At 35.8% G+C, this 12288-nt stretch carries 15 protein-coding genes; 6 read left to right on the top strand and 9 right to left on the bottom strand.

Features of this window, described 5'->3' with window-relative positions:
* Positions 1–16: 16 nt before the first annotated feature.
* Positions 17–520, bottom strand: coding sequence for a hypothetical protein (locus NSS70_RS20500; RefSeq protein WP_033016630.1), 504 nt, complete (start codon positions 518–520; stop codon positions 17–19).
* Positions 521–630: 110 nt separating this feature from the next.
* Here NSS70_RS20500 and NSS70_RS20495 point away from each other — a divergent pair, with 110 nt between their 5' ends.
* A complete protein-coding gene (locus NSS70_RS20495) occupies positions 631–1065 on the top strand; it encodes an ArpU family phage packaging/lysis transcriptional regulator (RefSeq protein WP_340882733.1) in 435 nt (144 codons plus the stop codon).
* 247 nt (positions 1066–1312) lie between these two features.
* Here NSS70_RS20495 and NSS70_RS20490 read toward each other — a convergent pair whose 3' ends face one another.
* Positions 1313–1792 (bottom strand): hypothetical protein, encoded by a 480-nt coding sequence (locus NSS70_RS20490; protein WP_144329797.1) that lies wholly within the window; start codon positions 1790–1792, stop codon positions 1313–1315.
* Between the two features lie 104 nt (positions 1793–1896).
* On the opposite strand from NSS70_RS20490, the gene NSS70_RS20485 reads away from it, so the two are divergent.
* The 3 genes from NSS70_RS20485 to NSS70_RS20475 all read left to right on the top strand — a co-directional run bounded on the left by NSS70_RS20485 (position 1897) and on the right by NSS70_RS20475 (position 4316).
* Positions 1897–2451: a hypothetical protein gene (locus NSS70_RS20485; RefSeq protein WP_255515203.1), complete on the top strand. Its 555-nt coding sequence runs from the start codon at positions 1897–1899 to the stop codon at positions 2449–2451.
* A gap of 101 nt (positions 2452–2552) precedes the next feature.
* Positions 2553–3545, top strand: coding sequence for a S8 family peptidase (locus NSS70_RS20480; RefSeq protein ID WP_144329798.1), 993 nt, complete (start codon positions 2553–2555; stop codon positions 3543–3545).
* A gap of 423 nt (positions 3546–3968) precedes the next feature.
* Positions 3969–4316 carry a hypothetical protein gene (locus NSS70_RS20475; RefSeq protein ID WP_340882659.1) on the top strand — a complete coding sequence of 116 codons (348 nt, stop codon included), beginning with the start codon at positions 3969–3971 and terminating at the stop codon, positions 4314–4316.
* A 910-nt stretch (positions 4317–5226) separates the two neighbouring features.
* On the opposite strand, the gene NSS70_RS20470 is transcribed toward NSS70_RS20475, so the two are convergent.
* The 7 genes from NSS70_RS20470 to NSS70_RS20440 all read right to left on the bottom strand — a co-directional run bounded on the left by NSS70_RS20470 (position 5227) and on the right by NSS70_RS20440 (position 10714).
* Positions 5227–5760 carry a hypothetical protein gene (locus tag NSS70_RS20470; RefSeq protein ID WP_012749065.1) on the bottom strand — a complete coding sequence of 178 codons (534 nt, stop codon included), beginning with the start codon at positions 5758–5760 and terminating at the stop codon, positions 5227–5229.
* Between the two features lie 264 nt (positions 5761–6024).
* On the bottom strand, positions 6025–6525 hold the full coding sequence (locus NSS70_RS20465; protein WP_340882646.1) for a hypothetical protein: 501 nt from the start codon (positions 6523–6525) through the stop codon (positions 6025–6027).
* A gap of 189 nt (positions 6526–6714) precedes the next feature.
* Positions 6715–7155, bottom strand: a complete 441-nt coding sequence (locus tag NSS70_RS20460; protein ID WP_340882643.1) for a JAB domain-containing protein — start codon at positions 7153–7155, stop codon at positions 6715–6717.
* Between the two features lie 737 nt (positions 7156–7892).
* Positions 7893–8699 (bottom strand): DUF3800 domain-containing protein, encoded by an 807-nt coding sequence (locus NSS70_RS20455; protein WP_340882641.1) that lies wholly within the window; start codon positions 8697–8699, stop codon positions 7893–7895.
* A 68-nt stretch (positions 8700–8767) separates the two neighbouring features.
* Positions 8768–9331, bottom strand: a complete 564-nt coding sequence (locus NSS70_RS20450) for a site-specific integrase (RefSeq protein ID WP_175245787.1) — start codon at positions 9329–9331, stop codon at positions 8768–8770.
* A 304-nt stretch (positions 9332–9635) separates the two neighbouring features.
* Entirely contained in the window at positions 9636–10334 is a 699-nt protein-coding gene (locus NSS70_RS20445; RefSeq protein WP_340882730.1) for an LrgB family protein, read from the bottom strand.
* Entirely contained in the window at positions 10334–10714 is a 381-nt protein-coding gene (locus NSS70_RS20440; protein ID WP_328059295.1) for a CidA/LrgA family protein, read from the bottom strand. The genes NSS70_RS20445 and NSS70_RS20440 overlap by 1 nt, the downstream gene beginning before the upstream one ends.
* 175 nt (positions 10715–10889) lie before the next feature.
* On the opposite strand from NSS70_RS20440, the gene NSS70_RS20435 reads away from it, so the two are divergent.
* Positions 10890–11327, top strand: a complete 438-nt coding sequence (locus NSS70_RS20435; protein WP_061580962.1) for a MarR family winged helix-turn-helix transcriptional regulator — start codon at positions 10890–10892, stop codon at positions 11325–11327.
* 176 nt (positions 11328–11503) lie between these two features.
* Positions 11504–12277: a transposase gene (locus tag NSS70_RS20430; protein ID WP_340882633.1), complete on the top strand. Its 774-nt coding sequence runs from the start codon at positions 11504–11506 to the stop codon at positions 12275–12277.
* Positions 12278–12288 lie beyond the last annotated feature (11 nt).

Genomic DNA, 12288 nt, shown 5'->3' with positions numbered 1-12288 from the left:
AAGTGGAGAGGGGCGATCATTTCACCCTCTCCACTTCTTTTTTGGGAGGCTGGATGTTCATGTCTTTCACGGGTTGCTGCATCCGTTGTATCATATTTTGAATAAACTCTTTATTGATTTTCTTAGGGATGAATCCGATTCGTTCGCGAAGGATGTTTTCGATGACAAAGCATTTTCTCGTCCAGTACTCATACTCCTTATACGTGTATTGTTCTGCATCGGAAAATTCCTTCGCTCCTTGCTTCATCGCCTGAATGAAAATGTACCGGTTGTTATACGTATCTGATCGTTCTTTTCGAGCTAATTTAAGAAGGTAAAGCAATTCGACAGTGGAGAGTTTCATCAGTTCAGGAGTGGGTTTTTTAGCGTCTTCGATCGTCGGGTGCTGTTGAGGAAGGAGATTTTTTCTTTTCCCGTTCTCCTGAACTTCGTTTCGATCAAGCTTCATTTTGCAAAAGCCGCAATAATAACGATGTTGGTGATTTTGTACCCCACTTCCACAGTACGGGCAAGTTTTCATACTGACTCCCTCTCTATATTGTTGTAACTTACTACAATTATTATAACATCTATTGTTGTAAGTTACAACATCTTTTTTGTTTTCCAAATGAACATATTTTTAATTAATCAATATTTAAACAGGGAGAGTGCGAGAAAACAAAAGAGGCGGTTGAGACAGCACTTGAAAAATATCGCATGTATATGTTGACGGTTCCGGACGAATTCCTGCCACGCGTGACGCAAACGTACTCTCTCGTGCCGCCAAGCAACACGAATGCTTTTCATTCATCTACAGAAAGCGCGGCAATCAAGAAGGTGGACTTTGAGCGTGAAAGAGATGAGTACATGGAGAGAATACGCCGGGCGGTGAATAAACTCAGTGCAATCGAAAGGGAAATAATCATTAAACGGCATATGTCTTTAGAGGAACCACGTGATTATGATATCTACAATGAAATGGGAATTAGCGAGGCGACATTTTATCGTATCCTTGAGAAGGCGTTTTATAAGCTGGCTTTTGCTTTACGGATTGAGGTTTACAAAGAAGAAAAGACACCTGTGTAGGTGTCTTTTTTAGTTCTTATATTAGCAAGGCAAATACTATCTTCTTCACTTTATTTTTAGAGAGTTAATGAGTGAACAACTTGAACTTATTATATTAGTTATTACAATCTTCATGTTTTTCCCTCTGCTTGTTGTTAAATCAACACAATGAAAATCAAAATCCCTCTCAGATCAAGGTTCCAGAACAGTGTATCAAATGTGTTTCTTTTATTGTCTATTTGTAGGGAGATAAAATACTGTTAATATGTTACTTTTTTACTATTAATTCATAAAGCCGTTTTGAACCAATATATACTACATGAATAGATAAATACATGAGGAACAAAAATAAGGAAACATAAAGACGACCTTTATCTGTCATTACAATTTCATTAGACACAAGAGAATAAATCAAAACATAAAAATAGAAAAAGGCAAGCATCAGAAGTGCTTCAGAAAGAAAACCAAGAATTCCTTTCGAGCGGTTCAAGATTATAGAAAAAATCGTATCTACCACCCCTGTTATGACTAAAGTAGTTATAAAAAATTTTAGGATAATTTTGATAGAAGAAAAGGTTCCAAACGAATTAATACGGACATCGGTTGTCAACGAAATAAGATGCATTACTGAATAAAAAAGTAGGAAAGGCAATGAGATAATGGCTAAGCACATGAAGGATACAACTGTTATTGCAAAGATGTGATCTGAAACAGAATATTTATTTCTACTTTTTTCTTTTTTTATCATATACAAAATCCCCTCTTTTTGTAAATTTATATATTGGATAATATATCTTTATTTGGTAATATAATACATGGAATAAAATACTATAAATTTGGGGAGGTTTCAATATGAAAAATAAAACTTTAATGAAAACAGTAATTTTTGCAACTTCATTTTCTATTTTGTGTACTACTTTTACACCTCTCTCATCTACTTTTGCTGCTGAAAATGATAATACAGCAGTAGTTAATAATCAGGTAACAAACGAAACACCTGAATCTCTACTAGAATATATAGAAATTGAAGGAGCCCCTAGTACTGTAGAAGATACTAGAGACTTTATTCAGTATGCTGCGACTACAGAGGAATTTCAAAGCTATATCGGTGAAGAAATAGCTCAAGATGATGTAGCTCATGCTTCAGGAGTCGTAGGCGGAACACTAAAAGCTATTAAAGCATTTGGTTGGATTTGTAGAGTTGGTGGAAAAACTCTAAAATATGCTATTAGACCTCTATCTCCTTCTAAAGCAAAATTAATTGATCAATATGCTAGAAAAATAGCCTATGCAACTGAAAGATTAGAGTCGGGAACAAAATCAGCATTAATTTCAGCGTTAAAGAAAGCAGGGGTTCCTGGTAAAACTGCTGAGGCTTTAGCAGAAATTATTTTATGGCTAGTATAAATAAAAATAAAATTAAAGTTAAATTAAAGATGACTCAGATGTTAAGAATAATTTGGGTCATCTCCTTTTTTTTAGAGATATTCAATAATACCTAATAATTAATAAAGGGGGTTAAGACCATACTAAAGAAAATTATTTCAGTAGCTCTGTTATTAACAATCATTTTATTAATTTTCTTCTTTTTATTAAATAGCTCCAAAAGCCATAATAATCCGCCAAAAAAAGAAGTTGGTAATTTAAAAATACAGCAAAGAGAAGATGGTGATTTAAATTATAAGCAAACTATTACGTGGGGAGTTAAAGACACAGTAATTAAAAAAATAAATAGTAATACAAAAAATATAATTAAGGTTGCAATTTTAGATAGTGGTATCAATAAAAATCATCCAGATTTAAAAGGACAAGTTGTTAAAGAATTCAATGCGATAAATCCCCAGGAACCAGTAATAGATAAGTTAAATCATGGAACAGCTGTGGCAGGAATCATTGCTGCTAAGGATAATTCTATTGGTATTAAAGGTGTTGCTCCAAACGTAAAAATATATTCAGTGAAGGTTCTGAACGATAATGGAGAGGGTACTATAGATAATATTATTAGAGGTATTAACTGGTGTATTGATCAAAAAGTTGATATTATGAACATTAGTTTTGGGTTAAAATCTAATAATCCAAAATTGAAATCAATTATTGACAAGGCAAGGAATTCAGGAATTATTATTGTGGCATCAAGTGGGAACAACTATATTAGAGATGTTGATTATCCAGCTAGATATGAAAATGTTATTTCAGTTGGCTCTATTAATAAGGAACATCAAAGAGTTAAGTTTTCTCCTAGAGGAAAAATCGATTTTGTTGCTCCAGGTAGAGGTATATTATCTACAAATAATAAAAATGGTTATTCACTATTTGAGGGAACATCTTATTCAGCTGCTTTTATAACTGGTTTAATTGCTTTATATATGACTGACAATTCAGAACACAAAATATACAAAAATCAAGATGAACTAGTTAGATTATTACAGGATAAATCTTTGGATCTCGGTGTTAAAGGAAAAGATAATGTATATGGATACGGACTTTTACAATTTAAATAATGGGTGTAAACGAGTAAATTTCATTACAAAATTGAATAAAAGTTTCGTCTTTGCAATTCATTAGGAACATCGAGTCGTTCATTTGTTTTACTAACTGATAGACGGTCTGTTGTTTGAATGAGCCCGTTCTTAAACACTAAGGGTAGTTTTTTAGTGATACAGTAAATGATCTTCAATACCTTAGAAATATGTTGAAAAATTATGTTAACGAGAACAATGAAGAATATATAAATGAGCTTAAAGCACAAATTGAGGAAATTAATTAATTAACAAACGAAAGAAAAATGAAAGAAAAATGACAGAAAGATGACAGATTATTTTGTGTCAGACATGATATGATGGTATCGTGGGATATGTTGAAGCAGGGCGTCACTCCGATTGGGGTGGCGTTTTTATTTTAAATTCGAAAAGGAGTGTTGCGACATGGCAGAAATGCGCGAGTCGAACAAATTGGGTGGACTAAAAGTAAAAGTCGACGTCGATGTGTCCGATGGATTAAAGGGATTAAAGGCGTTGCGCCGGGAAGCGAATAAGGCGTTGCAAATATTAGAGAAGATCGAGCAAAAACACAGAGAGTTTTTTGGTGACAAAAAAATTACAACGATTCGTATTTTAGGGTATGTAAAGCTAAAAGGTAAGATATCCACAAAACTGAAAAAGGATGTAAGGGATTTTGTCGAAAAATATTTTTTGGACACCCCTGAGAGGCCGAAAAGCCTTGATACATCAACATTTCTAGAGGGAGGAGAGAACCTCCTCATCAGAAGTTGAATCTGATGATTTCGACGATGAAGTAGATTACTAGTATTGCTATGATGCTTCCGTAGATGACTTTATTGAATGGTTGAAGTGTTTTCGGGATGAACTGGGACATCCAAAAGAGGAAAATGGCTGCTGCGATTAGGATAAAAGTGAGGACAACGACTTCTTTCATCTGCTATACCTCCTTCCTTTGTTTGAGAAGGAGGGAATTTTTGTGCGAAGGTGGGTAGAAGGGTGCGGAACGAAGTGGAGCATACGAAGTATCAAGCGATTCGTTGACGGCTTGGAGGAAGCCCAATGACTTACCAAGCCTTGAAAGCGCTGCTTTTTAGGCTTGGTTAGCCGACTTGGCTTCCCCAAGCCGTCCGAAGAGCGCAGACCCTTTACGCACCTCACAAACAAAAATTATAATGGGGTGAGGCAAAGGAAGGATCATACTTGGGAAGGAGGCAATAAAATAAGACTCTGTTATTGTTTGTTGTTGGTTAATACCTTAAAAAAACGGCTTCTCAGATTGGCGTATAACGCGTCTTAAACCACAAAGTAATGGTTTTATATTCGGAAGAGAAAAAGCGTCTCTATAGGGCATTTATGGCTTTTTAAGGCTAAAAGGTTGCCCTAAAGGCAACTTGCTTTGTTAATAGAAAACTCTGACCACCACATTGTGTGATCAGAGTTTTTATACTAAGGACAAAGTCTATTTTGATATTATGATGAGAATTGAGGGAATTGCGTATAATAACGTGCCAATTGTAGTGATAATGTACATGATAAACTCAAATTTAGTGAGCTTTCTTTCTGTCTTTATTTTACTTAAATTCCAAATATAAACATATCCACATAACAATAATAATATGGTTCCTAACTCTCTAATGTCATCTAATATATTCAAAATTTAACACCTCAGTAAGACAGATATTTAACTAGCTGAACCGGCTCCGCATGTCATAGCAAATATAAAAACCGTCACAGGTTGAACAGCAATGCCTGCTACAGCAAGAATACCTGCTGCTGCAATCCACTGCTTCTTTTCTACATAACCCATAAACTCGTTAATAATATCATTACCAATTCCTAAAGCTTCTTGTAAGCATTTTTTTACTGTACTCTTAGCTGACATAGTAGATACATCACTTTTTTTAGATAAATTTGATATACCGTTTTTTTCTTGGTTTAAGTATTCAGCAAAAAATTTAATAGCTTCTTTTTCTTCTTGGTTGTATGATGAGTTTTTTAATTCTTCTTCATTCACAAAGTATTTACCTGTTTTATCATTTTCTATGATGATCTCTGTAAAAATGTATTCTAATTCTGCTGCCATCTCTAAAATTTGTTCTTGTGAAGGGTTATTACTTACTTTCCGTTCAGCAGCTTTTACATTTGAACTAAATGAAAAAGAAGATGCAAAGAACAATAAAACTGCCAATACTGAAAACGACATTCTTTTTTTCATAAAATTATTCCCCTCCCATAATTATAGAGTTTTTCTACAATTATGAGTCTAGCAAACTAAATTTTTCATATCAAACAAAAATTAACAAAAATTCTAATTTGTGAAAAAAGAAACTACTTTTGGTTTTACATTTCAAGTTCCATGCCTTTGTATCGTTGCTTTGATTTCTTTTTTCGTTTGGTTGGTTGTTGCTGCTGCTGACAGAAAATACAAACTCCCGGAACAGGAGGGTTAGCTCGGTCAATTTCCTGTCATGAGACAGGATTACTCGAGAAGCTGTTGCTCCAATAAATGCTTGGCAAAGCTTTCAACGGTGTATTTTGACCAATACGGAGTTCCAGCGATTAATAAATCCTCTTTAGGAAACTTTCCTCTTTTGCGGTAAACAGCAATCTTGTTTTGTGGAAAATGAATTCCTTTATCCTCCAGATAACGTGCAAAATCACTTTGGGTGTAATAGTCCTGGGAGTCTCTAATGATCGAGAAGTTAGGGTTTTTAATCAAATACGTTTCGTTTCTGAAAAACTCCACGATTAGTTGCAACGCAAATTCCAGCCATTCATCCTCAAGGTGCTGATATAGTAATTGGAGCGATAATGCTTCCTCATTCTCATTCGGTTTTTCAAAGAATCGAGCCAATTGCAAAAATGTCTTTTCTAACTCACCTATTGTCGAGGAAGTTTTCAATACTTCTTTATTGGATTTATCCAGTAAAGGTTTTAATTGAGGAAATTGATTGATGATCTTTTGTGTAGTATTTTTCATTTAATCCACCTCTTTGTTGTAAGTTACTACAATAATAGCATAAAATGTTGTATATCACAACATTTTTCCTAAAATAAATGGCTGTTTTATTGCAACGCTTTAAAACAGCCCATTTTTGAAAAGCTCGATGCTATTCAAAAATGGAGAAAGGGAAAGAAAAAAAGAAGAAGGAAGGAGGAAGACCTTCCTTCAGGAAAAGAATCCTTTTTCTTTTAGGGAAGTGTATTCTGCTTTGTAGTTGATGACTAGGTGATCGAGAATTTCAATCCCTAGTATCCTTCCGGCTTCTGCTAGCCGTTTCGTCATTTCAACATCCTCTCTCGATGGAGTGACGTCACCACTTGGATGCTGATGTGCGACGATGATGCTAGCTGAGTTATTGAGGATTGCTGCCTTAAAGACTTCTCTTGGGTGAACGATGGATGCGTTGAGAGAACCGATATGGCAGCGATGAACGGCAACGACTTCGTTTTTGGTATTGAGGCACATGACGAAGAACACTTCTCTGTCGTCGTCGCCGATGAAGTGTGCTGCCACTTTTGCTGCATCCTCCGGACAACGGATTTTGTATCGCTCTTCCACCTCCTGAACGATTTGTTTGATGCGTTGGATTTCGTAGATTTTTTCCATGGTTGAACACTCCTTTCTTTGTTTGCCGGTGGGGGAATTTTTGCGCGAAGGTGGGTAGAAGGGTGCGGAACGAAGTGGAGCATACGAAGTATCAAGCGATTCGTTGACGGCTTGTGGGAAGCCCAATGACTTAGCAAGCCTTAAAAGCGATGCTTTTTAGGCTTGGTTAGCCGACTTGGCTTCCCTAAGCCGTCCGAAGAGCGCAGACCCTTTACGCGCCTAACAAGCAAAAATTATAATGGGGTGAGGCAAAGGAAGGAGCGTACTTGGGAAGGAGGTAAAAAAATAAAACGCATTTTTAGCCTGTTGCATTTTTTTAAATACAACGGCCTAAAAATGCGCAAAGACAAACTTTTTCAATCTTGGAATGCAACATAATCAAGATTATAGGAAGTTCATTCAGTGACATACGCCGTTTAATTCTAAGGATAACTAAAAAAATTAATAATAAAACGCAAAAAGTCCCTCTTAATAAAGAGGGACTTTTACCTTCACAGCTCCTATAAAAATAAGTGGAGGGCAATTGATGGTCTTTAAAAACCACGAATTGCCCTCCTACACAAGCATCGCAACCGATCGCTTGTTATTATTATTATATGCATGTTAAGCAGATTTGATACGTGTAGGAACGTCGCAACCGACCATTCCTATTAGAGCTGAACTAATTGTCGGCTGTTCGTAAACACCGAGAATTAGTTAGCGTCTATAATGATATTATATCTAAGCTTATCTGTCAACTATTTAGGTAGTTTTTTATAAAGATCTTTTTCGACAACTTTTGGTTTGATTTTCTTATAATAAAGTCGTTGTATCGCTTTAAAATTTTGTTTATGGGAGGCGTTTGTGGATACCAAATAATAACAATAAGTTATAATATCTATTAATTGGGTAAAAGCGTTTGAATATGATTCAACCACTATAGGTTCCGACCAGAAAAAGTCAGAATTGATCATATTAATCTTTTCGACAAACTTATCTCTTAAACCTGAATCGAGCTTATCTGGGATAAGAGCCCCTTTTTTGTTGAGTTTTTTAAGCCACGTATCATACTCCTCTATAATGAACTCAATGATTTTTTCATCAACATAATTGTCATCTATATTAATTCCTTTCTTATTTCCATAATTCAGAATGTTTGACTTGTCAATTTTAAAAATTAATATCTCTGAGATATAAGGAGTTAGTTTATCTATCAATGTATTTAAAATATTAAATGTTTCTCGAGGGTCTGAATATTTCCAAGGATTGTAACGTTTAATTTGTCCCTTTCTTATTGTGTGATCTGGGTTAAAAATTTGGGCAGCATGCAGTTCAAATTTATCAAATACTGTCTTCATAATCTTACCTTTATCTGGATTGCCTTTAAGGTGTTGTTTCATCCTCTCTTTTAGATAATTTTTGGCTCTTTGATATATGCCCTTAAAATCACTTAGTGCAGCATGAACATCCTTTTTATCTATAATCATGCCACCATATATATATACAGTATGATTATGATTGCTTATAAGATTTTTACAACATTCATCCATGTACATAAACTTCATTTTTAACTCTCCTTGTTTGTTATAAAAATAAAAATTTACAATATAAATTTACAACTTTTACATTTTTTCTACAAAGAAAAATTTTGAAGTATGTGATCTATCATATCATCATTAATGCCAATATACCTTAAGGTGATCGAAGGTGCAGAATGTCCAAATATTTGTTGCAACATTGCCACATCCTTCGTCTGTTGATAAAAGTGATATCCGAAGGTTTTTCTCATCGTATGGGTGCCAATCGGTCCTTCCACGCCACACGCTTTGGCTGCCTCGTTAATGATCCGCCAAGCTGTTTCTCGGCTAATCGGACGATTTCCTTTGCGTGACGGGAATAAATAATCGGAATCGGCCATTCCTCGCGTGTATTTCTCAATTTCCTGCTTTAAGGCTGCAGTCATTTTAATTTTCCGGACGTTACCGGTCTTTTTTTCTTTGACGCGCAAATGCTCGGTATATTTTACATCCATCACACGTAAAGGTAAGATATCGCTAATCCGAAGACCGGAATTAATTCCAAAGGTAAATAAAAAGTAATCTCGATATGATCTATGTAATAAATACTCTTTCATCGCTCGAATTTTTTCTGGATCTCGAATCGGTTCAACAGCCTGTTGTCCTACTCGTTCTGCCATAAAAATACCTCCAAAACGTTAGATTCAATACAACAAACATATTCTATATGTTACATTGAAGCTCCTTCCGAAGTCGAGAAAAATCAAAAACCCCTTGAAACTCAAGGGGTTTTTCTTATTTTGCAGGATATTGGCGAATGTAACATAATAGCCATTATGTTGCATTAAAAATTACAATTTTTATAAATCTAATAAATCATTAAAGATTTGTCGTCTTTCCTTATTGGATTTATTTGCAAAATCAACTTTATTATACCATTCAATAAGTTTTTGTTTACTTAAATCCGATAGATGCATGCCTTTTTTATAAACAAATATGAAAGAACATGGTGATATACGGTGCGACAATGGAGCCTAATAAAGCACTTAATATCATGGCGACGGAGCCGATGGAAACGGCTAGTTCTCCGAATTCGGATGCTTTTGTGATTCCAAGTACATGTGATGCACTTCCAAGGGCAATTCCTTTTCCAAGCACACTTTTGATGCGCAGCCACTTTAAGATCACGGGTCCTACTATGGCGCCGGTAAGGCCTGCCACCATCACACATATAATCGTCATCGAGGAAATTCCGCCGATGCTGGCTGTAATTTGAATAGCCACTGGCATCGTAAAGGATTTCGGCAGCATCGATAAAACAAGACTACGATCAAAATGAAAGAATCTGCCAAAGAAAAGTCCGCTTAGCATTCCGGTCATCATCCCGACGCTCACGCCTACCAGAATAGGAACCATATATTTTTTCAGCACAAAACGTTGCTTATATAAAGGATAGGCCAACGCTACGACACTTGGTCGAAGCAAAAAATTAATCCACTTGCCGCCCTTCATATATGTGTCATACGAAATATGTGCACCAATCAACAAAACGACCATCAAAATGGTCGTTGTCAATACGGGAAGCAAAAACGGCCAAGAAAAGCGTGAATAAATACGGCTCATGATCAGATAAATCCCAACCGTCATGATGATCATGACGAGAGGGATAAGAACTTGTTGTATCATGCTTTCTGCTCATCCTTTCTTTTTTGTCTGCTTTTTTCTAATAATTGACTGGCATGACCAGCAGCTACCACCGTCATGATCGTGCTAATGAAGACAATGAAAAATAATAATACCCCCTGCTTGGAAAGCAATGAAGGGTAATTCATAATGCCAATCGTGGCCGGAACAAAAAGAAGAGGCATAAACGCTATTAAGAAGCCAGCCCCTTGTTCAATCCAATCCAGCTTAAATAGTTTTAAAGACAAACAAAGCAGCAATAATAAAAGTCCCAGCACATTTCCGGGAATCAATAAATGCAAAGTGCGGTGAATCATTTCACCAATAAACGAAAACCCGTATAGAATAAAAATTTGAATAATAATTTGAATCCACTTCATATGCAAAAATCCTTCCCCCATTCTCTTTAAATTGAGTAGTAATCATGTATGATAGGAATAGAAAATACTCAAATACTTGTATAATACAACTATATACATAATATGTATTATAAAATGATATTTTTCCTTGTCAATGAATTTAGAAGTTGAAAGCGGCGCCAATTTAAGGAGGAATATGGGATTGTCAAAAAAAGAACGTGCCATTGAACAAATCGAATACGAAATGACGACCTTTATACGTATGGCCACTTATGTGGACCAGACAGATAAAAAAGTAGGCATCTTTGAACGTGCCACTTATTTACTGCTAAGAGAACTCGATAAATTAGGATCCGCACGGCTGAAGACACTGGCCGATGTGCTGAAACTTGATATTTCAACCGTCAGCAGACAAGCGGCCTCACTTGAATCCAAAGGACTAATCGAACGTTTAGCAGATCCGAGCGATGGACGAGCCACTCTTTTTCACCTTACCGAAACGGGAAAAGAGAAACTTGCTATGGACAAAAAAATACGATTATCCAGATACAATCAATGGTTGGAAGAATGGACAGAAGAAGAATGCGAAATATTCAAAAATTTATTGAATCGATTAAACAACTCCTTTATTTAATAAAGGCTATGTTTTAAATCAATGTTGAAATTTGATATAATTTCGTGACAATTTGAATGTAAGTTAACTATAATGATTCATCATCACATTTTGTGATTTTGGACAAAAATAAGAAAACACTAACAGATTCCTGGCAATAATGTTAGCGTCACTAAACATAACAGGAGGTTCTGTCAGTGTTTTCCGTATCACTAGAATTGCCAGAATTTGCAGTTGTTAATCAAGAAATTTTGCCCACTCATTATCTTGTTCATGTTGAGAAAAAAGATGAGGAGGAACGATGTCCTCATTGTGGGTTTCTCACATCTTTTGTCCACGACAGAAGGACAAGGAAAATTCGGGATTTATCCGTGTTGAACAAACCATTATATTTACTGGTGCTTGTAAAACGTTATCGTTGCCGAAACTGTAACGAAGTCTTTACGTCTTCCTTTGAATCGATTGGTTCTCATCAACACTATACGAAGCGTTTTTGTCTTTTCCTTTATGAGCAGGTTCTCGGCACCACCATTCAAGAGATTAGTCGAAAATACCAGATTCCTTATTCCACGGTGGAGCGAATTTTTTATTCCGTCGCTCATGATAAAGCGAAGGAACATGAATCTGTCATCCAAGAAATTCAAAGCGATCAAGACATGACTTTGAGTATGGACGAAGTCGCTGTTCGAAAAGGACACAGCTATGAAACGGTACTATATGATGCGAACCTCGGTGCTGTCATGGGGATGCATCACAACCGTGATTTCGATTCAACGTTGGAACTTTTATCTTTAAAGGTCCTTCATCCTGAAAAGGTGAAAAACGTGGTCGTAGATATGTGGGATCCCTTTCATAAAGCCGTTCGCAAAGCGTTTCCTCATGCCCGGATGATCGTGGATAAATACCATGTTGTTCAAAAAGTGACTCAGGCGTTCGATCAAGTCCGTAAGAAAATCCCCGGATTAAACTAATCACATAATTC

The organism is Aeribacillus sp. FSL K6-2848 (assembly GCF_038004325.1).
GTDB lineage: Bacteria > Bacillota > Bacilli > Bacillales > Aeribacillaceae > Aeribacillus > Aeribacillus composti.
The sequence above is the reverse complement of the archived record's forward strand: the minus strand, read 5'-3'. Positions and strand labels throughout refer to the sequence as shown.

What these genes read in the sequence shown, in the direction of transcription:
- NSS70_RS20470 (WP_012749065.1), bottom strand. Translation starts at nt 5,760, where the DNA reads ATGAAAAAAAGAATGTCGTTTTCAGTATTGGCAGTTTTATTGTTCTTT.
- NSS70_RS20490 (WP_144329797.1), bottom strand. Translation starts at nt 1,792, where the DNA reads ATGATAAAAAAAGAAAAAAGTAGAAATAAATATTCTGTTTCAGATCAC.
- NSS70_RS20450 (WP_175245787.1), bottom strand. Translation starts at nt 9,331, where the DNA reads ATGGCAGAACGAGTAGGACAACAGGCTGTTGAACCGATTCGAGATCCA.
- NSS70_RS20465 (WP_340882646.1), bottom strand. Translation starts at nt 6,525, where the DNA reads ATGAAAAATACTACACAAAAGATCATCAATCAATTTCCTCAATTAAAA.
- NSS70_RS20475 (WP_340882659.1), top strand. Translation starts at nt 3,969, where the DNA reads ATGGCAGAAATGCGCGAGTCGAACAAATTGGGTGGACTAAAAGTAAAA.
- NSS70_RS20440 (WP_328059295.1), bottom strand. Translation starts at nt 10,714, where the DNA reads ATGAAGTGGATTCAAATTATTATTCAAATTTTTATTCTATACGGGTTT.
- NSS70_RS20500 (WP_033016630.1), bottom strand. Translation starts at nt 520, where the DNA reads ATGAAAACTTGCCCGTACTGTGGAAGTGGGGTACAAAATCACCAACAT.
- NSS70_RS20460 (WP_340882643.1), bottom strand. Translation starts at nt 7,155, where the DNA reads ATGGAAAAAATCTACGAAATCCAACGCATCAAACAAATCGTTCAGGAG.
- NSS70_RS20435 (WP_061580962.1), top strand. Translation starts at nt 10,890, where the DNA reads ATGGGATTGTCAAAAAAAGAACGTGCCATTGAACAAATCGAATACGAA.
- NSS70_RS20455 (WP_340882641.1), bottom strand. Translation starts at nt 8,699, where the DNA reads ATGAAGTTTATGTACATGGATGAATGTTGTAAAAATCTTATAAGCAAT.
- NSS70_RS20485 (WP_255515203.1), top strand. Translation starts at nt 1,897, where the DNA reads ATGAAAAATAAAACTTTAATGAAAACAGTAATTTTTGCAACTTCATTT.